The sequence below is a fragment of the Thermoactinospora rubra genome, from assembly GCF_002093975.1.
Classification (GTDB): Bacteria; Actinomycetota; Actinomycetes; order Streptosporangiales; family Streptosporangiaceae; genus Nonomuraea; species Nonomuraea rubra_A.
Genome location: NZ_KZ084327.1, coordinates 203,248 through 222,225, shown reverse-complemented (window position 1 = coordinate 222,225; position 18,978 = coordinate 203,248). Strand labels below are relative to the sequence as shown.

Below are 18,978 nucleotides of genomic sequence, written 5' to 3'. Positions count from 1 at the left end.
TTTCGCGCCACGGCTGGAGCAAGGAGCGGGGCCGGACCACAGGCCCGGCCCCGCTCCTCATGCCCGGTGCGGCGAGCGTGCGACTACGACAGGCCCGGCGTCGGGAACTGCGAGGTCAGCTCGCTCACCTCACGGTGGACCCGGGCGATGACCTCCTCGGCGTCCCCCTTCGCCAGAGCCGTGACCACCTCGTCCATCCACGCCCCGATCTGCCGCATCTCGGCCTCGCCCATGCCGCGCGAGGTGACCGACGGCGTGCCGATGCGGATGCCCGACGGGTCGAACGGCTTGCGCGGGTCGAACGGCACCGTGTTGTAGTTGGTCTCCAGCCCCGCCCGGTCCAGCGCCTGGGCGGCGGGCTTGCCGCCGACCCCCTTGGAGGTCAGGTCGATGAGGATGAGGTGGTTGTCGGTGCCGCCGGAGACGAGGTCGAACCCGCGGCCGGCCAGCTCCTCGGCCAGCGCCTTGGCGTTGGCCACCACCTGGTGCGCGTAGGTGCGGAACTCCGGCTGGGCCGCCTCGTGCAGCGCGACCGCGATCGCCGCCGTCGTGTGGTTGTGCGGCCCGCCCTGCAGCCCGGGGAAGACCGCCTTGTTCAGCGCGGTGGCGTGCTCGTCGGAGTCGGCCATCAGCATGGCGCCGCGCGGACCCCGCAGGGTCTTGTGCGTGGTGGTGGAGATGACGTCGGCGTGCCCCACGGGCGAGGGGTGCGCCCCGCCCGCGACCAGGCCCGCGATGTGCGCGATGTCCGCCGCCAGCACGGCCCCGACCTCACGCGCGATGGACGCGAAGGCCTCGAAGTCGATGATGCGCGGGATCGCGGTGCCGCCGCAGAAGATCAGCTTGGGCCGGTGCTGGAGGGCCAGCTCCCGCACCTCGTCCATGTCGATGCGGCCGGTGTCGCGGCGCACGCCGTACCGGACGGGGGTGAACCACTTGCCGGTGGCGCTGACCGACCAGCCGTGGGTGAGGTGGCCGCCGAAGGGCAGGCCCATGCCCATGACCGTGTCGCCCGGCTGCAGGAACGCCATGTAGACGGCGAGGTTGGCGGGCGAGCCCGAGTAGGGCTGGACGTTGGCGTGGTTGACGCCGAACAACGCCTTGGCGCGCTCGACGGCCAGGGTCTCGATCTGGTCGATGACCTGCTGGCCCTCGTAGTAGCGCTTGCCGGGATAGCCCTCGGAGTACTTGTTGGTGAGCACGGTGCCCGTGGCCTCGAGCACGGCCTTGGAGACGTAGTTCTCCGAGGGGATGAGCTTGACGGTGTCGGCCTGGCGACGCTCCTCCGCCTTGATCAGCTCGGCGAGCTGAGGGTCGACGTTCGCGAGAGAACCCATGACGCTCCTGTCATCCTTGACATCCTGCGAAGACCCAGGCGCTCGGCCTTCGCCCTTCCCGCTCCCCGGTGGTGCCCCACCTCTGTGCGCCAGTCGCGACGCCTAGACGATATCGGACCCCGCACCGGAACTCAGCGTGACGGCCTGCGGACGGCGCTGGGCCACAGCCGGTCGGCCTCGGCATTCAGCAGCGCGCCGATCAGCACGGCGAGCGCGGTGATGTACAGCCACAGCAGCACGGCGATGGGGGCGGCCAGCGAGCCGTACACCGAGGCGGGGCTGAGCCAGGAGGCCAGGACGGCGCGCAGCAGCGCGGCGCAGACGATCCACAGGAACAGGGCCAGGATCGCGCCGGGCAGCTCGCGGTACCACCTGGTCCGCACCGGCACGCTGAGGTGGTAGAGCATGGTGAGGAACAGCACCGAGCCGGTGACGACGATGGGCCAGTAGAGCAGGTCGACGAGGACGGCGTAGCCCGACAGGGCGTGCTTGAGCAGCTCGGGGCCGATCAGCATGATCGGGGCGATGACGACGCCGATGAGCAGCGCGACGATGTAGAGCCCGAAGGACATCAGGCGGGTGCGGACGATGCCGCGCTCCTCGCCCAGGCCGTAGGCCACGGAGATGAGGTCCACGTAGACGTACAGGGCGCGCGAGCCCGACCACAGCGCCAGCAGGAAGCCGAGCGAGATGATCGGGACCTTGCTCTCGGAGTACAGCACGTCGTCCAGCAGCGGCTTGATCACCTGCTCGATGGCGTCGCGGGTGAAGACGACCTGCGCCTGGTCCACCACGCCGGCGTAGAGGGCGGCCACGGTGTCGGAGTTGAGCACGTTGCTGAGCTGCGCCAGGACCGCCAGCAGGCCCAGTACGAACGGCGGCAGCGACAGCAGCGCGAAGAACGCCGCCTCCCCGGCCAGCCCGGTGACCCGGTAGGTGACGCCCGCGTTGACCGTGGCGCGCACCACCGCCCAGGGCTTGGTGTCGAGCAGCCCGCTCAACCGGGCCCTGGCCTCCTGCAAGGCGGACCGCTTGGCTCGGGCGGGCCGCGTGCGCGCTTCGGTGGACGTCATGGCACCCACAGGGTATTGGTACGGACCTTCAGGCCAGCTTATGGCCTTGCGAGGGCCTCCTACCCTCGGTCGATGTCGACGATCCTCGCGCCCAGCGGCAACAGCGAGACCGGGATCATCTTGAGGTTGGCCACGCCCAGCGGGATGCCGATGATCGACAGGAACAGCGGGATCGAGGTGACGACGTGCCCGATGGCCAGCCAGATCCCGGCGACCACGCACCAGATCACGTTGCCGATGGCAGACATGATCCCGGCTTCGGGGTCGCGGACGACCGTGCGCCCGAACGGCCACAGCGCGTAGGCGGCGATGCGGAAGGACGCGATGCCGAAGGGAATCGTGATGATCAGCAGGCAGCAGACGACCCCCGCGAGCGCGTAGCCCAAGGCCAGCCAGACCCCCGCGAAGACCAGCCAGATGACGTTCAGGATTGTCCGCATACCTCGAGCATCTCAGGCCGTTTCGCGGCGGGTCATCCGGCATGCCCCTGAGACCTCCCCGGAGGTCTCCCCTTGCCCGGCGGCCCGGCGAAGGCCTGCGCCACGCCCAGCCACGCGACGGCCGTGTCGCCTTGGGCCTCCAGGTCCGTGTCGTCGCGGTGGACGCGCTGCGTGACCAGCAGGCAGAAGTCCAGCATGGAGCCCGTCACCCGGTCGGCGGCGTCCGGCGGGCCGGCGCTCCACCGCGACCCGTCGGGCATCGTCAGCTCGACCCTGACCGGCTCGGTCGGCACGGGCAGGCCGCGTACGGCGAAGCCGTACGGCATGGCCCTGACGCCCAGGGCCGCCACGTGGCGCAGCCGGGCGGTCGGCGGCCTGGCGACGCCCAGCGCGCCGGCCACGTCCTCGCCGTGCGCCCAGGTCTCCATCAGCCGCGCCGTGACGAAGGAGGCGGCCGACATGTCGGGCCCGTACCACGGGACGCGGTCCTTCGGCCCGAGCGTGGCGAAGGTCTCCAGCATCGTGGCCCGGGCGCGGCGGAACCACTCCAGCACGCCCTCGACGGGGATGGACCGCGCCTGCTCGGCCAGCTCGTCCACGAAGGTCTCTGCCACGGCCGGCAGCGTCTTTCTGAACCCGGCCGGGTCGGCCACCGCCCGCGTCGCCGCCTCGTCGAACCAGGCCAGGTGCCCGACCTGGTCGCGGATCGCCCACCCCTCGGCGGGCGTGGGCAGCTCCCACTGGCCCGGCCGCAGCGGCGCGAGGAGCCGTTCGAGCGAGGCGGTCTCCTCGCGCAGATCCTTCAGCAGCTCGGCCAGCAGATCCATGCCGGGAGTGTAAGACTGGACGGGTGATCTGCGAAGCCTGCAAGGAGCGGCGGCACGAGCAGTGCCGTGGCGGATCCTGGTGCGATTGCCAGCATAAGGAAAAGGCCGTGCCCGGGGACTCGCCCCTGGCCTGGCGGCGGCAGGGATAGGCCCCTCCCCCGCGCTCAGGCCTCGGGCCGCCACCAGGACCATCAGCGCCGTGGCGAGGAACGGCCGCGAGGGCGCCTGCTCGATCCAGCCGGTCGCCTCGCCGTCCAGGTATCCGGCCCGGGCCGCGCCACCCTCCCGACCTCGCCGCCGCCATGGCCGGGTCGCGGTCCACCCCGATCACCACGCCGCCCGGCGCGACGGCGGCGGCCATGGACGCCAGGTCGGTCCCCGGGCCGCAGCCCAGATCCAGCACCCGCTGGCCGGGGCGCAGCTCCAGCAGATCGAGGACCTGCCGCTTGTAGGCGCGGCCGGGCGCGCTCGCCGCCACGTGGTCGAGGTAGGCGATGCGGTCGGGAACGTCGGGTTCGATCATGACCGTAGCCAACCAGGCTCGCGTGCAGCCGCCGGGGAGAGCCGGTCGAGGTTCGGTGCAGCAACCGTGGCGGGTCCGAAAAGGCGAGGTCCGTGCCTCGGCGTCCAGACTGTGGACCTTCGCTTGGACATCCGCGCAGCGGGAGGTATGGTTCTGACTATGCCAGCGGACCCCATGCTCGTCGGCCGACGCCACGTCGACCTTCTGCGTGTCCGCAGCGCGATCTGTTGCGACGCCCGCTGATCCCTTCCCCGAATCGACTGGGCGCGTCGCACCCACACCTGTGCCAGCCCCTGCACTCGACGAAGAGGCAGGAGGACGGCAGCGCGCGCCCGTGAACCCGAAGGACGCGCGATGACCACCCCAGCCAGCCGCCATCACAAGCGCCCGCGCGGCGAAGGCCAGTGGGCGCTCGGCTATCACGAGCCGCTCAACAAGAACGAGGAAGTCAAGAAGAACGACGACGGCCTCAACGTCCGCCAGCGCATCATCGACATCTACAGCAAGCGCGGCTTCGACTCCATCGACCCCGCCGACCTGCGCGGCCGCATGCGCTGGTACGGCCTGTACACCCAGCGCAAGCCCGGCATCGACGGCGGCAAGACCGCCATCCTGGAGCCGGAGGAGCTCGACGACCGCTACTTCATGCTCCGCATCCGCATCGACGGCGGCCAGCTGGACCTGCGCCAGCTGCGCGTCATCGCGGACCTGGCCAACGAGTACGGCAGGGGCACGGCGGACGTCACCGACCGGCAGAACATCCAGCTGCACTGGGTGGAGATCGAGTCGGTGCCCGACATCTGGGAGCGGCTGGAGGCCGTGGGCCTGTCGACCACGGAGGCGTGCGGCGACACCCCGCGCGTGATCCTCGGCTGTCCGCTGGCCGGGATCGACGAGGAGGAGGTCCTCGACGCCACGCCGCAGATCCGCGAGCTGTACGAGCGGTTCATCGGCAACCCGGCGTACTCCAACCTGCCGCGCAAGTTCAAGTCGGCGATCTCCGGCTGCCCCGCGCACTGCACGGTGCACGAGATCAACGACGTGGCGCTCGTGGCGGTGGAGAACGAGCAGGGCGAGAAGGGCTTCGACCTGTGGGTCGGCGGCGGCCTGTCGACCAACCCGATGCTCGCCAAGCGCGTGGGGGTGTTCGTCCGGCCCGAGCAGGTCGGCGACGTCTACGACGGCGTGATCGGCATCTTCCGCGACTACGGCTACCGCCGCCTGCGCCACCGGGCGCGGCTGAAGTTCCTGGTCAACGACTGGGGCGTGGAGAAGTTCCGCGAGGTGCTGGAGACCGAGTACCTCAAGGAGCGGCTGCCCGACGGCCCGGCCCCCCAGGCCCCGCGGGACGGCCGCCGCGACCACGTCGGCGTGTTCCGGCAGAAGGACGGCAGGTTCTACGTCGGCTTCGCGCCCAAGGTGGGCCGCCTGGACGGCGACAAGCTGCACCTGATCGCCGACCTGGCCGAGAAGTACGGCTCCGACCGCGTGCGCACCACGGTCGAGCAGAAGATGGTCATCCTCGACGTGCCGGAGGCCAACGTCGAGCCCCTGGTGGCCGAGCTGGAGGCCAACGACCTCAAGGTCAACCCCTCCACGTTCCGCCGCCAGACCATGGCCTGCACCGGCATCGAGTTCTGCAAGCTCGCCATCGTCGAGACCAAGGCGACGGCCGCCGACCTCATCGACGAGCTGGAGCGGCGGCTGCCCGACTTCAGCGACGCGCTGACCATCAACGTCAACGGCTGCCCCAACTCCTGCGCCCGCATCCAGGTGGCCGACATCGGGCTGAAGGGCCAGCTGGTCGTCAACGACAGGGGCGAGCAGGTGGAGGGCTTCCAGATCCACCTGGGCGGCTCGCTGGGGGTCAACGCCGGCTTCGGCCGCAAGGTGCGGGGGCTGAAGACCACGGCCGAGGACCTGCCCGACTACGTCGAGCGGGTGATCACCAACTTCGAGGCCAAGAAGAAGGAAGGCGAGAGCTTCGCCGACTGGGTGCAGCGGGCGGACGAGGCGGACCTGCGATGAGCACGCGAGCCGTCCCCTTCCACTGCCCCTACTGCGGCGATGAGGACCTCGAGCCCTACGCCGACAAGGACGGCGGCTGGTACTGCCGCTCCTGCGCTCGCGCCTTCAAGCTGACTTTTCTGGGAATCGGAGTGAAGCTATGACGCTGGCCGACATCGAGATCGGTTTAAGAGAACAACGCGGCGTGCTCGACCTGCAGAGCATCGTGGAGTCCGCCGCGATCTTCCTGGAGGGGGCGCCCGCCCGGGAGATCATCCGGTGGGCGGCCGCCACGTTCGGCGACCGGTTGTGCCTGACCTCCTCCATGAGCGACGCCCTGCTGATCGACCTGGTGAGCCGCGTGAAACCGGGGATCGACGTGTTGTTCATCGACACCGGCTACCACTTCGCCGAGACGATCGGCACCCGTGACGCCGTCAAGGCGGTCTATGACGTCAACGTGATCGACATCAAGCCGTCGCGCACGGTGGAGGAGCAGGACCGGGACCTGGGCCCGCGGCTGTACGGCCGCAATCCCGACCTGTGCTGCTACCTGCGCAAGGTGGAGCCGCTGAACCGGGCGCTGGAGCCGTACCTGGCCTGGATCTCCGGCATCCGCCGCGACGAGTCGCCCACCCGCGCCGGCACCAAGGTCGTGGAGTGGGACGCCAAGCGGCAGATGGTCAAGGTGAACCCCATCGCGGCCTGGACGCAGGAGGACGTCGACAACTACATCGCCGACAACGGCGTGCTGATCAACCCCCTGCACTACGACAACTACCCGTCCATCGGCTGCGCGCCGTGCACGCGGCAGGTGCTGGACGGCGAGGACCCGCGCAGCGGCCGCTGGGCGGGCCTGGGGAAGGTCGAATGCGGGATCCATCTGTGACTCCGGCCCCGTTGGCAGGCGGGGCAGGCGGGGGCAGGCATTTGCTTCCGCCGCCGGTGGGAGCGGCGCTCGGGAAGGGTTCCCCGGGCGCCCTCCGGCAGGTCCCGCTGGTCGCGGTGGCCCACGGGTCGCGTGATCCGCGCGCCGCGGCGACCGTGCGGGCCCTGCTGGAGCGGGTACGGCAGGCGCGCCCCGGCCTGGAGGTGCGCGAGGCCTACCTCGACCACTGCGCGCCCGCGCTGCCCGAGGCCCTGCACGGCCTGGACGAGGCGGTGGTGCTGCCGCTGCTGCTGACCGAGGCCTACCACAGCCGCGTGGACCTGCCGTCGGCGCTGGCCGAGATCCGGGCCCGCACCGGCCGCCCGCGCGTCCACTACGGCACGACGCTGGGCCCCCACCCCCTGATGGTCCGCGCGCTGGAGCGCCGCCTGGCCGAGGCCGGAGTGGAGCGCGGCGAGGACACCGCGGTGGTGCTGGTCTCCGCCGGATCGAGCGACCCGCGCGCCAACGCCGTGATCGCGAGCATGGCCCGGCGGTGGCCGGGCTGGTGGGCGGTGAGCGCCGCCTACGCCTCAGCCGCCGGCCCGACGCCCGCCGAGGCCGTCGCGTTGCTCAGGGCGGCGGGCGCGCCGCGCGTGGCGGTCGCGCCGTACCTGCTGGCTCCCGGCTTCTTCGCCGACAAGGTACGGCGGAGCGCGCTGGAGGCGGGGGCCGACGTCGTGGCCGGGGTGCTCGGCCCGGCCCCCGAGCTGGCCGAGGTCGTGCTGGAGCGGTACGCGCAGGCCGTGCGGGAGCCGGTCGCGGTCTGACCCGTCAGGGCTCCACCGGCCGGGGCACGGCCGGACGGCGCCCGCACGGGGTGGTGCCGATGTTCTCGCAGGCGGAGAGCAGGAGGCTCAGTCGTCCCTGCGCGGCATCCCCGTCCACGGGTCGAGCCGCCTGCCGTGGACGTCGCCCATGAGCGCCTGCCAGTGCTCGCGCCAGGCCGACACCGACCGCTTGAGCCGTCCGGCGCGCGCGTCGCCCCAGACCTTGACGTCGCCCATCACCGCGAAGGCCTTGACCCGGACGACGGGCACGTCCATGCCGGGCGCGGCCTCCATGACGTCGATCTTCTTGTCCCCCATGAACGCCACGCCGTCGAGCTCGACGTCGACCCCGTCCGGGACGATGATCTTCACGTCGCCCATGACCGCGGTGGCGACGATGTCGACCGAGTTGCCCAGCACCTCGGCCTCGCGCAGGTCCAGCACGACGTCGCCCATCACGGCCACCGCGCCGAGTCCCTGGTCGACCCGCCACTTGCCGCGCCGCTTGCTGTCGCCCATCACCGCGACGAACCAGCGGCGCTTGCGCGGCTCGGCGGGCGCGGGCACCCGCGGGACGGCCCCCGCCGCGGGCAGGTCCTGGGTCAGCAGGGCGAGCTGCGCGTGGGTGGCCGCCGAGTAGGCGGCCTCGGTGCGCTCGGTGAGCTCGGCCAGCGTCAGCCGGCCCTCCACGGAGGCCTGCTTGAGCTGCTCCACGACGGCCTCGCGCTCGGCGTCGGAGGCCCGCACTCCGCCCGGTTCACTCATAAACGCAACATATCGCGTTAGGCGTCGCGCCGCGTCCTCCGGAAGGAGGAATCGCTAGACTCCCCGCATGCTCTACGAGGCGGCCCTCAGCGGCGACCTGGAGACCGTGAAGTCCCTGCTGGCCCGCGGCGAGGACCCCGACCGGCCCGGCGAGGGCGAGGAGGAGGGCCTGCCGCTGTGCGCGGCGGCCGCCTGGGACCGCGTCGAGGTGATCGAGGCGCTGCTCGCGGCGGGCGCCGACCCGGGCGCCCGCGAGGAGGGCGGCTGGCACGCGCTGCTGTGGGCCGCCGCCAACGGCCACGCCGACGCCGCCCGGCTGCTCGTCGAGGCCGGGGCCGACGTCGACGCCGCCAACGACGAGGGCGGCACGCCGCTGACCATGGCGGCCCGGCGCGGCGCGCTGGGTGTGACCCGCGTGCTGCTGGAGGCCGGGGCCGACCCCGGGCTGGCCGACGGCGACGGCGACACGCCGCTCGACATCGCCCTCGACTGGGTGGGCGTGCACCTGGAGACGGCCCTGCTCGACCAGCTCCAGCAGGACGCGCCCGGCGATTGGCAGTACGTCGTCGGCCGGCAGTACGCCAAGGACGGCACCGAGCAGGTCACGGTCGCCGCCTACGACGCCGAGGGCCGCCGGCGACTGGACTACGTCGCCCAGCGCGGGCACGCGGCCGTGGCGACGCTGCTGGAGGAGGCCGTCGGCGTCCGCACGCCGGTCGGCGACCTGGCCGCCCGGGCGATCGCGCACCGCGACACCGACGAGGACGGCCAGACCTGGTGGACGGTGGTCGACGCCCTGCGGCGGCGCGGCGACGAGGAGACCTACGAGGCGCTGGCCGGGCTGTGCACGAGCGAGGACGCCCGCGAGCGCGAGTTCGGCGTCGACGCCCTCGCCCAGTTCGGCCACACCGAGGACGGCGGCAAGCCGTACCTGGAGCGGACCCTGCCGCTGCTGCAGAAGATGGCCACCACGGAGGGCGACCCGCAGGTGCTGCGGTCGGTGCTGGCCGGCCTCGGCCACCAGGGCGACCCGCGCGCCCTCCCCCAGGTGCTGGCCATCATGCGCCGCCCCGGCCACCGGCGGACGGCGACCGACGCCATCGCGCTGGCCGACGTCCTGCCGCCGGACCACGAGGAGGGTCTGGAGCTGCTGATCGAGATGACCGAGGACGACCAGGACGACGTGCGCGACTGGGCCACGCACGGGCTGGCCGGGCTGCCGGCCGACACCCCGCGGGTGCGCGACGCGCTGGCCGCCCGGCTGGACGACGCCGACCTCAACACGGTGGCCGAGGCCACCCGCGGCCTGGCCGAACGCGGCGACCGGCGCGCCGAGGCGGGCGTGCGGCGCGTGCTGGCCGACAGCGACGACGAGTACTGCCGCGAGCTGGTCACCGAGGCGCAGGCGAAGCTGGCGGCCGGCGCGTGATGGGTGCGCGCCGCGCTTGGCTATAGGGTCGACCTGGAGGGCTCACCGACTGAAGGGACATGCACATGGCGACGACTCGCACCGCCACCACCCAGTGGAAGGGCGCCCTGCTCGACGGTTCGGGCACCGTATCCCTCGACTCCTCCGGCGTCGGCACCTTCGAGGTGTCCTGGCCGTCCAGGGCCGAGGCGCCGGGCGGCAGGACCTCCCCGGAGGAGCTCATCGCCGCGGCGCACTCCTCCTGCTTCTCGATGGCGCTGTCGCACGCGCTGGCCGGCGCCGGCACCCCGCCGCAGTCGCTGGAGACCCGCGCCGACGTGACCTTCCAGCCGGGTGAGGGCATCACCGGCATCGTGATCAGCGTCAAGGGCCACGTGCCCGGCATCACCGCCGAGCAGTTCCAGCAGGCGGCCGAGGGCGCCAAGGCCAACTGCCCGGTCAGCAAGGCGCTCACCGGCACCACGATCACGCTCAACGCCGAGCTGTTGAGCTGACGGGGACGCGGGCTCGTTCGCGTGCGACAATCGGGACACATGCGAGAGGTCTGGCCGGGCGAGCCCTACCCACTCGGCGCCACCTGGGACGGCGTGGGCACCAGTTTCTCGGTGTTCTCCGAGGTCGCCGAGCGGATCGAGCTGTGCCTTTTCCACGACGACGGCTCCGAGGAGCGCGTCGACCTGCCCGAGGTCGACGGCTTCGTCTGGCACGGCTACCTGCCGGGCATCACACCGGGCCAGCGGTACGGCTACCGCGTCCACGGGCCCTACGACCCCTCCCGCGGCCACCGCTGCAACCCCGCCAAGCTGCTGATCGACCCCTACGCCAAGGCCATCGACGGCGAGCTGGTGTGGAACGAGGCGCTGTTCTCCTACCACTTCACCGACCCCGGCAAGCTCAACACCGCCGACAGCGCCCCCTACATGCCGAAGAACGTGGTGATCAACCCGTTCTTCGAGTGGGGCAACGACCGGCCGCCGCGCACGCCGTACCACCAGACGGTCATCTACGAGGCCCACGTGCGCGGGCTGACCATGCGCCATCCGGCGGTGCCCGAGGAGCAGCGCGGCACCTATGCGGGCATCGGGCACCCGGCGGTGATCGAGCACCTGCTGTCGATCGGCGTCACCGCCATCGAGCTGATGCCGGTGCACCACTTCGTGCCCGAGCACTTCCTGGTCGCCCGCGGGCTGACGAACTATTGGGGCTACAACACCATGGCGTTCCTGGCCCCGCACGGCGCCTACTCCAGCTCGGGGACGCGCGGCGAGCAGGTGCTGGAGTGCAAGGCCATGGTCAGGGCGCTGCACGAGGCCGGCATCGAGGTCATCCTCGACGTGGTCTACAACCACACCGCCGAGGGCGACCACATGGGCCCCACGCTGGGCTTCCGCGGCATCGACAACGCCGCCTACTACCGGCTGCACGACGGCGACCGGCGCTACTACCTCGACTACACCGGGTGCGGCAACTCGCTCAACGTCCGCTCCCCGCACGCCCTGCAGCTGATCATGGACTCGCTGCGCTACTGGGTGCTGGAGATGCACGTCGACGGGTTCCGCTTCGACCTGGCCGCCGCCCTGGCGCGGGAGCTGCACGACGTCGACCGGCTGAGCGCGTTCTTCGACCTCATCCAGCAGGACCCGGTGATCTCCCAGGTCAAGCTCATCGCCGAGCCGTGGGACGTCGGGCCCGGCGGCTACCAGGTCGGCAACTTCCCGCCGCTGTGGACCGAGTGGAACGGCAAGTACCGCGACGCGGTGCGGGACTTCTGGCGCGGCCACGCGGTGCTGCCGGAGTTCGCCTCCCGCCTGTCGGGCTCCTCCGACCTGTACGCCTCCTCCGGCCGCCGCCCGGTCGCCTCGATCAACTTCGTCACCTGCCACGACGGCTTCACGCTGACCGACCTGGTCTCCTACGACCGCAAGCACAACGAGGACAACGGCGAGGACAACCGCGACGGCACCGACGACAACCGCTCGTGGAACTGCGGCGCCGAGGGACCGGTCGAGGACCCGGCCATCGTGCGGCTGCGCCACCGGCAGCGGCGCAACTTCCTGACGACGCTGTTCCTGTCGCAGGGCGTGCCGATGCTGTCGCACGGCGACGAGCTGGGGCGCACCCAGCGCGGCAACAACAACGCCTACTGCCAGGACAACGAGATCTCCTGGGTCGACTGGAGCATGCGCGCGACCGAGGGGGACCTGCTGGAGTTCGTCCGCATGCTGTCGCGGCTGCGGCGGCGGCACCCGGTCTTCCAGCGCCGCCGCTTCTTCCGCGGCCGCACGCCCGGCGACGGCCGCCGCGACCTGGTGTGGCTCACGCCGGCCGGCACGGAGATGACCGCGGGCGACTGGCACAGCGGGTTCGCCCGGTCCATGGGCGTCTACCTCAACGGCGAGGCCATCACCGAGCCGGGACCGCGCGGGGAGCGCATCGTGGACGACTCCTTCCTGCTGCTGGTCAACGGCCACCACGAGGACATCACGTTCACGCTGCCCGGCCCCGAGTTCGGCGACCACTGGGTGACGATCCTCGACACCGCCGACGAGACGCTCAGGGACGATCCGTTCCCCGACGAGCAGTGGCAGCCGGGCGCGCTGGTGGCCGTGACCGGCCGCAGCATCCAGGTCCTGCTGCACCCCCGCGGCTGACCCGCCCCTGACCCTCTGCCCCGCCCCTGATCCCCTGACCATCTCGAAGGAGCCCGCGTGACGATCCAGCCCGTCGACCCCGCCGACGTCCCCGCCGGCGGCCGGTCCTACGCCCAGGGCGCCCTGGTGGAGGGCGCGAGCCGCGTCCTGTACATCAGCGGCCAGGTGCCCGAGACGGCCGACGGCCACATCCCGGCCGGCTTCGCCGACCAGTGCCGCCTGGCCTGGCGGAACGTGTGCTCGGTGCTGGCCGGCGCGGACATGACGGTCGCCAACCTGGCCAAGGTGACCGTGTTCCTGTCCGACCGGAAGTACCGGGAGGAGAACGCGAGGATCCGGGACGAGGTGCTCGGCGACCACCGCCCGGCCCTCACGGTGATCGTCACCGACATCTGGAGCGAGGACTGGCTGCTGGAGATCGAGGCGGTCGCCGTCGCCTAGAGGCCGCGCGTCATGCTGGCGGTGAGCAGCACCAGCACGAACGTCACCACCCCGCCCAGCCCGTGGAGCAGTACGGCCAGCAGGGGGAAGCCGCGTTCGGCGCCCTTGGCGTGCCTGCCGCCGCCCAGCCAGCGGGTGAACATCGTGAACCCCAGCAGCGCCGCGCCCGCCAGCACCCCGAAGGCCGCCCAGGCCAGCGCCCTGGTCCCGGTGAGCAGGTAGCCGGCCCAGCACGCCAGGGCCGCGACGGCGAGCGCGGGATGGGAGAAGATCAGCGTCGTGGGGAACCGGGTGACCTTCGCCGCCTGCTGCCGCAACCCGCCGCCCGACAACCACACGTACAGCAGGTACGCGCCCACGGAAGCGGTGACCAGCCATGTGACCGCTGTGATCAAACCCACCGCGCCTCCCTGGAGTCCCAGATCTCTCACGCCACGTAAGCACAAGAAAGCCCTCGCGTCATCACACTTGCGACATGTGACAAGGTGGATGGATGCGGCGTATCCATCCCGACATGGTCGACGATCCCGATCTCCGGCAGGCCTACGCCTACCCCGACCGGCCGTGGCTCCGCCTCAACATGGTCGCCAGCGCCGACGGCGCGGCCTGGCTCGAGGGCCTGTCCGCCGGGCTGTCCAGCAAGGGCGACCGGCGGCTGTTCGGCGTGCTGCGCGGGCTGGCCGACGTGATCGTCGCGGGGGCCGCCACCGTGCGGGCCGAGGGGTACGGCCCCGCCAAGCCGAGGGAGGACCGCCCCGTCCCGCCGCCCATCGCGGTCGTCACCCGCCGGCTCGACCTGGACCTGGCCGGTCCGCTGTTCACCGACGCCAAGACCAGGACGATCGTCGTCACCTGCGCGGACGCGCCCGCTGACCGCAGGGCTGCGGCGGCCGAGGTGGCCGATGTGATCGTCGCCGGGACCGACCGGGTGGACTTCGCCGCCGCCCTCGCCGCCCTTCACGAGCGCGGCCTGACCAAGGTGCTGTGCGAGGGAGGTCCGCGCGTCAACGCCCAGCTGGCCGCCGACGGGCTGGTCGACGAGCTGTGCCTGACGGTCAGCCCCCTGTTGGTCGGCGGGGGCGCGGCGCGCATACTGAACGGTCAGGCCTCCCAGACGCCCATGCGCCTGGCGCAGGTGCTGGAGGAGGACGGCGTGCTGTTCTGCCGCTACGTGAGGAAGGGCGAGCCATGACGGAACCCAAGGCGACGGAGGCGGCGGCCGGCCCGCTCGAGGAGCTCCACCTCGACCTGCCGGTGCTGCCGCCGGTCGCGCCGATGCTGGCCAAGCCGGTCAAGGCGATGCCCAGGCAGGACGGCACGCTGTACTACGAGCCCAAATGGGACGGCTTTCGCTGCATCGTCTTCCGCGACGGCGAGGAGGTCTTCCTGGGCAGCCGCAACGAGCGGCCGTTCACGCGCTACTTCCCCGAGCTGGTCGAGGCGGTCAGGGCCGAGCTGCCGGACAAGTGCGTGGTCGACGGGGAGATCGTGCTGCGCCAGGGCCAGGAGCTGGACTTCGAGATGCTCCAGCAGCGCATCCACCCGGCCGCCTCGCGGGTGAGGATGCTGGCCGAGACTCACCCCGCCTCGTTCATCGCCTTCGACCTGCTCGCGCTGGGGCGGGAGTCGCTGATGGAGGCGCCGTTCTCCGAGCGCCGCGCACGGCTGGAGGGCATCTTCCCGGAAAGCCCCGATCCCTCCAGGTCGGTACGGCTCACGCCGGTCACCACCGACGAGGAGCAGGCCGCCAAGTGGTTCGAGACGTTCGAGGGCGCCGGGCTGGACGGCATCATCGTCAAGCCCGGCGGCCAGCCGTACGTGCCGGACAAGCGGACCATGTTCAAGGTCAAGCACGAGCGCACGGCCGACGTGGTGGTCTGCGGCTACCGGGAGCACAAGTCCGGCCCCATCGTGGGCTCGCTCCTCCTCGGCCTGTACACGCCCGACGGGCGGCTGCATTTCGTGGGCGTGGCCGCCTCCTTCCCGATGGCGCGCCGCGCCGAGCTGGTGGAGGAGCTCCAGCCGTACCGCGTCGGGCTGGGCGAGCACCCGTGGGGCGCGTGGGCGGACCAGGCGCTGCTGCAGGCGGGCCAGCCGGCGGCCACCCCCTCGCGCGGCGGGCAGCGGATGCCGGGCGCCGTGTCGCGGTGGAACGCCAAGAAGGACCTGTCGTTCATCCCGCTGCGCCCCGAGCTGGTGATGGAGGTGGCCTACGACCAGATGGAGGGCGACCGGTTCCGGCACACCGCGCACTTCCGCCGCTGGCGGCCCGACCGCACCCCCGAGTCGTGCACCTACGACCAGCTCGAGCGGCCCGTGCGCTACAACCTCGACGACATCCTGGCGCGGTAGCGTGGGCGCATGAGCACCGGTGACGAGCTGCGCGCCGCCGTCGAGGCACGGCGGGAGTTAGGGCCCGAGTTCGAGGACTCCGTGGTCGAGTCCTTCCTCGACAAGATGGGCAAGGAGATCGACAGGCGGGTCGAGGAACGCCTGGCCGCCGCGCCCAAGCAGTCCGGCACGAGTGCCGGGATGCGCCTGGCGCTGGCCATCGTGTCGCTGTCGCTGGGCACGATCGTCACGATCGCGCTGCTGGTGGCCGAGGCCGACCTGTGGGGCCTGCTGGTCGTCTGGGGCGGCATCGCGCTGGTCAACTGGGTGTTCAACCAGCGGTGACCGGCTCCTCCAGCCAGATGAGCCCGGCGAAGCGCCCGCAGACGCCTTCCCGCCGGTGGGAGTAAAGCTCCGGCGACTCGATCGTGCAGCGGGCGTCGTGGCGGACGTCGCGCACGCCCGCGGCACGCAGCTGGGCCTCGATGCCCGCGCGCAGGTCGAGCGCCGGGGTGCCCCACGACGTGACGGACCGGGTCTGCGGCACCTTGGCCGCCACGCGGTCACGCAGCTCGGCGGGCACCTCGTAGCAGCGGCCGCAGGCTCCCGGGCCGACGAGGGCGACCATGGCGGCGGGCGAGGCGCCCTTGCCGGCCATGGCCTCCACCAGCGCGGCGGCCACGCCCGCCTCGGTACCGGGACGGCCGGAGTGGGCCGCGCCGACCATGCGGGCCCGCGGGTCGGCGACCAGCACGGCGGGGCAGTCGGCGCCCAGCGAGGCCAGCGCCAGGCGGGGCGTGGTGGTGAAGACGGCGTCGACCTCGGGCGCATCGGGCCCGAAGGGCTCGGTCACGAAGGCCACGCCGGCGCCGTGGACCTGCCGCATGAACACGATCCCGTCGACGCCCAGCTCGGCCGCGAGCGCCCGCCGGTTGGCCCGCACCGCCTCGGGCGCGTCGCCGACCATGCCGCCGAGGTTGCGTGAGCCGTACGGCGGGGCGCTGACGCCGCCGTGGCGGTCGGTGACGGTCACGTGGACGCCGGGCGCGAGCTGCATGCTCCGATCTTAGGCGGACCGCGTCGACGAGGATTTTGAGCAAGCGTATGCTTGGGCGCGTGACGGACTTCCGCAACCTCGTCGGCGGCAGGCTCCTGCCCGCGGCCGACGGCAGGACCCTCGACTCGGTCAACCCCGCCACGGGCGAGGTGTGGGCGCGCATCCCCCGCAGCGGCGCGGCGGACGCGGAGGCGGCCGTGCGGGCCGCCCGCGAGGCCTTCCCCCGCTGGTCGAGCCTGCCCGCGCTGGGGCGGGCGCACTTCCTGCGCAAGGTCGCCGAGCTGTTCGCCGAGCACGCCGAGGAGCTGGCGCGGCTGGAGACCACCGACAACGGGCGCATCCTGCGCGACACGCTCAAGCGCGACCTGCCCGGCATGACGTACCTGTGGCAGCTGGCCGCCGGGCAGGTGCTCGAGGCCGTCACCGGCGACACCGTCCTGCTCGGCCCGGACGCGCTGGGGCTGACCAGGCGCGAGCCGTACGGCGTGGCCTTGTGCGTCATCCCGTGGAACTCGCCGATCTCCACCTTCTCGGCCAAGGCCGCCTTCGCGCTGGCCGCGGGGAACACCGTGATCGTCAAGCCCGCCGAGCAGGCCGGCGCGTCGGTGCTGCGGCTGGGCGAGCTGCTGGCGGAGGTGTTCCCGCCGGGCGTGCTCAACATCGTCGGCGGGCTGGGCGAGGAGGTCGGCGAGGCGCTGGTGCGGCACCGCGGCGTCAACAAGATCAGCCTGACCGGCTCGACCGAGACCGGGCTGCGCGTCACGCGGAACGCGGGGCTCAAGCCGCTGACGTTCGAGCTGGGCGGCAAGTCCCCCAACATCGTCTTCCAGGATGCCGACCTGGACAAGGCGGTCGAGGGGGTGACGGTCGACTCGGTCTACACAGGCAACGCCGGACAGGTCTGCGTGGCCGGGACGCGCATCCTCATCCACCGCCCGATCTGGAGCGAGATGATCGAGCGGATCACCGCCAGGGTCGCGGACATCGTGCTGGGCGACCCGCTGGACATGGCCACCACGATGGGGCCGATCGTCTCCCAGGGCCAGTACGACAGGGTCGTCTCCTACCTGGAGCTGGCCGAGAAGGAGGGCGCCGAGCTCGTCTTCGGCGGCGCCCACGGCGCCGAGGTGGTGCCCTCGCTGCCCGGCGGCTACTGGGTCGCCCCGACGCTCTACACCACCGCCGACAACGGCCTGCGCGTGTGCCAGGAGGAGATCTTCGGCCCGGTCGCCGTCGCCATCCCCTTCGACACCGAGGAGGAGGCCGTGCGGATCGCCAACGACTCCCCCTACGGCCTGGCCGCCGGGGTCTGGACGCGCGACCTGGGCCGCGCCCATCGCCTCGTGCGCGACCTGGAGTCCGGCACCGTCTGGGTGAACACCTACCGGCAGATGCCGCCCGGCCTGCCGTTCGGCGGCGTCAAGGACAGCGGCTACGGCCACGACGCCGTGATCGAGTACACCAGGGAGAAGGCGGCGATCATCCAAATCTAGATCATGCGGCTATAGTCGCCGCATGGCGGAACTCCCCGCGCAGGCCGCCGCCGCGCGTGCCTCCCTCCTGCGCAGCCGCGCAGACTCCTACTTCGCGCTGTCCCGCTACGAGGCCGCCATCGCCGATCTGACGGAGGCGATCGCCCTGGACCCGGACAACGCCCGCGCCTGGCGCATGCGGGGAGAAAGCCACCGGCTCGCCGGAGACCACGAGGCGGCGCTGGCCGACTTCGACGAGTCGCTGCGCCTGGAGCCCGGCAACGCCTACGCCCTGGGCTCGCGCGGCCAGGTCCACGCGGCCATGGGCCGGCCCGAGGAGGCGCTGGCCGACTTCGACCTCGCCCTGGCCCTCTCGCCCGAGGAGATGTGGATCGTGGAGGCCCGCGCCGACGCCCTGGCCGACCTCGGCAGGCTGGAGGAGGCCCTGGCCGAGCACACGAGGATCATCGACACCTACGGCGGAGCCGACGCCTGGGCCCGTCGCGGCGACCTCTACCAGCGCATGGAGCTCTACCTGGAGGCCGTCGACGACTACACGCGCGCCGTCAAGCTCGACCCCGGGCACGCCCGCGCCTACGCCCAGCGCGGCGAGTCCCTGCGCATGCTCGACCGTCACGAGGAGGCGCTGGCGGACCTCAACCGCGCGCTGGAGCTGGACCCCGACAACGACAGGGCGCTGGGCAGCCGCGGGGCGACGCTGATCGACCTGGGCCGGCCGCTGGAGGGCCTGGCCGACCTGGACCGGGCGATCGAGCTCGACGACCGGTACGCCTGGGCCTACCAGGTGCGCGGCGAGGTGCTGCAGGAGCTGGAGCGGCACGAGGAGGCCATCGCGGACTTCTCCAGGGCGCTGGAGCTGGAGTACGGCGACGCATAGACACCAACCGAACAAGGTTCTAGATTCGG

The 18,978-nt window shown here is 72.0% G+C and carries 20 protein-coding genes, 1 pseudogene and 1 riboswitch; of the genes and pseudogenes, 13 read left to right on the top strand and 8 right to left on the bottom strand.

Going from position 1 to position 18,978, the window contains the following annotated elements:
* Nucleotides 1–83: 83 nt before the first annotated feature.
* The 5 genes and pseudogenes from glyA to BSB02_RS06960 all read right to left on the bottom strand — a co-directional run.
* Entirely contained in the window at nt 84–1,337 is a 1,254-nt protein-coding gene (gene glyA / locus BSB02_RS06980; RefSeq protein WP_084957846.1) for a serine hydroxymethyltransferase, read from the bottom strand.
* Between the two features lie 25 nt (nt 1,338–1,362).
* Nucleotides 1,363–1,444: riboswitch (ZMP/ZTP riboswitch) on the bottom strand.
* A gap of 24 nt (nt 1,445–1,468) precedes the next feature.
* A complete protein-coding gene (locus BSB02_RS06975) occupies nt 1,469–2,410 on the bottom strand; it encodes a YihY/virulence factor BrkB family protein (RefSeq protein ID WP_169729362.1) in 942 nt (313 codons plus the stop codon).
* Between the two features lie 59 nt (nt 2,411–2,469).
* Nucleotides 2,470–2,850, bottom strand: coding sequence for a YccF domain-containing protein (locus tag BSB02_RS06970; protein WP_084957845.1), 381 nt, complete (start codon nt 2,848–2,850; stop codon nt 2,470–2,472).
* Between the two features lie 32 nt (nt 2,851–2,882).
* Nucleotides 2,883–3,677 carry a TIGR03084 family metal-binding protein gene (locus BSB02_RS06965; RefSeq protein ID WP_084957844.1) on the bottom strand — a complete coding sequence of 265 codons (795 nt, stop codon included), beginning with the start codon at nt 3,675–3,677 and terminating at the stop codon, nt 2,883–2,885.
* 310 nt (nt 3,678–3,987) lie between these two features.
* Nucleotides 3,988–4,200, bottom strand: a pseudogene (locus BSB02_RS06960) (methyltransferase domain-containing protein); the annotation flags it as partial.
* 147 nt (nt 4,201–4,347) lie between these two features.
* Between BSB02_RS06960 and BSB02_RS43400 the strand changes: the two are divergent.
* From BSB02_RS43400 to BSB02_RS06940, 4 genes are all read left to right on the top strand, one after another.
* A complete protein-coding gene (locus BSB02_RS43400; RefSeq protein ID WP_420855833.1) occupies nt 4,348–4,443 on the top strand; it encodes a putative leader peptide in 96 nt (31 codons plus the stop codon).
* A gap of 111 nt (nt 4,444–4,554) precedes the next feature.
* Nucleotides 4,555–6,228, top strand: a complete 1,674-nt coding sequence (locus BSB02_RS06955; protein WP_084957843.1) for a nitrite/sulfite reductase — start codon at nt 4,555–4,557, stop codon at nt 6,226–6,228.
* 139 nt (nt 6,229–6,367) lie between these two features.
* On the top strand, nt 6,368–7,096 hold the full coding sequence (locus BSB02_RS06945) for a phosphoadenylyl-sulfate reductase (protein WP_084957841.1): 729 nt from the start codon (nt 6,368–6,370) through the stop codon (nt 7,094–7,096).
* Between the two features lie 56 nt (nt 7,097–7,152).
* Nucleotides 7,153–7,905 (top strand): sirohydrochlorin chelatase, encoded by a 753-nt coding sequence (locus BSB02_RS06940; protein ID WP_240506234.1) that lies wholly within the window; start codon nt 7,153–7,155, stop codon nt 7,903–7,905.
* An 87-nt stretch (nt 7,906–7,992) separates the two neighbouring features.
* Here the strand turns inward: BSB02_RS06940 and BSB02_RS06935 are convergent, their stop codons facing one another.
* Complete coding sequence (locus tag BSB02_RS06935) at nt 7,993–8,670, bottom strand: DUF1707 SHOCT-like domain-containing protein (RefSeq protein ID WP_084957839.1); 678 nt, start codon at nt 8,668–8,670, stop codon at nt 7,993–7,995.
* A 67-nt stretch (nt 8,671–8,737) separates the two neighbouring features.
* On the opposite strand from BSB02_RS06935, the gene BSB02_RS06930 reads away from it, so the two are divergent.
* The 4 genes from BSB02_RS06930 (at nt 8,738) to BSB02_RS06915 (ending at nt 13,191) form a co-directional block, all read left to right on the top strand.
* Nucleotides 8,738–10,099 carry an ankyrin repeat domain-containing protein gene (locus BSB02_RS06930; protein ID WP_084957838.1) on the top strand — a complete coding sequence of 454 codons (1,362 nt, stop codon included), beginning with the start codon at nt 8,738–8,740 and terminating at the stop codon, nt 10,097–10,099.
* A gap of 65 nt (nt 10,100–10,164) precedes the next feature.
* Nucleotides 10,165–10,593 (top strand): OsmC family protein, encoded by a 429-nt coding sequence (locus BSB02_RS06925; RefSeq protein WP_084957923.1) that lies wholly within the window; start codon nt 10,165–10,167, stop codon nt 10,591–10,593.
* Between the two features lie 39 nt (nt 10,594–10,632).
* The gene (gene glgX / locus BSB02_RS06920; protein WP_084957837.1) at nt 10,633–12,750 is read left to right on the top strand and encodes a glycogen debranching protein GlgX; all 2,118 of its coding nucleotides are present in this window, start codon (nt 10,633–10,635) and stop codon (nt 12,748–12,750) included.
* Nucleotides 12,751–12,807: 57 nt separating this feature from the next.
* Nucleotides 12,808–13,191, top strand: a complete 384-nt coding sequence (locus tag BSB02_RS06915; RefSeq protein ID WP_084957836.1) for a RidA family protein — start codon at nt 12,808–12,810, stop codon at nt 13,189–13,191.
* Here the strand turns inward: BSB02_RS06915 and BSB02_RS06910 are convergent.
* On the bottom strand, nt 13,188–13,592 hold the full coding sequence (locus BSB02_RS06910; protein ID WP_084957835.1) for a hypothetical protein: 405 nt from the start codon (nt 13,590–13,592) through the stop codon (nt 13,188–13,190). The two genes, BSB02_RS06915 and BSB02_RS06910, sit on opposite strands and share 4 nt — an antisense overlap.
* A gap of 92 nt (nt 13,593–13,684) precedes the next feature.
* Here BSB02_RS06910 and BSB02_RS06905 point away from each other — a divergent pair, with 92 nt between their 5' ends.
* The 3 genes from BSB02_RS06905 to BSB02_RS06895 are packed head-to-tail and all read left to right on the top strand — an operon-like array spanning nt 13,685 to nt 15,867.
* Nucleotides 13,685–14,383, top strand: a complete 699-nt coding sequence (locus BSB02_RS06905; protein ID WP_084957834.1) for a pyrimidine reductase family protein — start codon at nt 13,685–13,687, stop codon at nt 14,381–14,383.
* Nucleotides 14,380–15,543 carry an ATP-dependent DNA ligase gene (locus tag BSB02_RS06900; RefSeq protein WP_084957833.1) on the top strand — a complete coding sequence of 388 codons (1,164 nt, stop codon included), beginning with the start codon at nt 14,380–14,382 and terminating at the stop codon, nt 15,541–15,543. Before BSB02_RS06905 ends, BSB02_RS06900 begins: the two co-directional genes overlap by 4 nt.
* Before the next feature lie 9 nt (nt 15,544–15,552).
* Nucleotides 15,553–15,867, top strand: coding sequence for a hypothetical protein (locus tag BSB02_RS06895; RefSeq protein WP_084957832.1), 315 nt, complete (start codon nt 15,553–15,555; stop codon nt 15,865–15,867).
* Here the strand turns inward: BSB02_RS06895 and pgeF are convergent.
* Nucleotides 15,854–16,579 carry a peptidoglycan editing factor PgeF gene (gene pgeF, locus BSB02_RS06890; protein ID WP_084957831.1) on the bottom strand — a complete coding sequence of 242 codons (726 nt, stop codon included), beginning with the start codon at nt 16,577–16,579 and terminating at the stop codon, nt 15,854–15,856. The genes BSB02_RS06895 and pgeF overlap by 14 nt on opposite strands.
* Before the next feature lie 59 nt (nt 16,580–16,638).
* Here pgeF and BSB02_RS06885 point away from each other — a divergent pair, with 59 nt between their 5' ends.
* Nucleotides 16,639–18,072, top strand: a complete 1,434-nt coding sequence (locus BSB02_RS06885; protein WP_084957830.1) for an aldehyde dehydrogenase family protein — start codon at nt 16,639–16,641, stop codon at nt 18,070–18,072.
* Between the two features lie 22 nt (nt 18,073–18,094).
* Nucleotides 18,095–18,949 (top strand): tetratricopeptide repeat protein, encoded by an 855-nt coding sequence (locus BSB02_RS06880; protein ID WP_084957829.1) that lies wholly within the window; start codon nt 18,095–18,097, stop codon nt 18,947–18,949.
* The last annotated feature ends 29 nt before the right edge of the window (nt 18,950–18,978 follow it).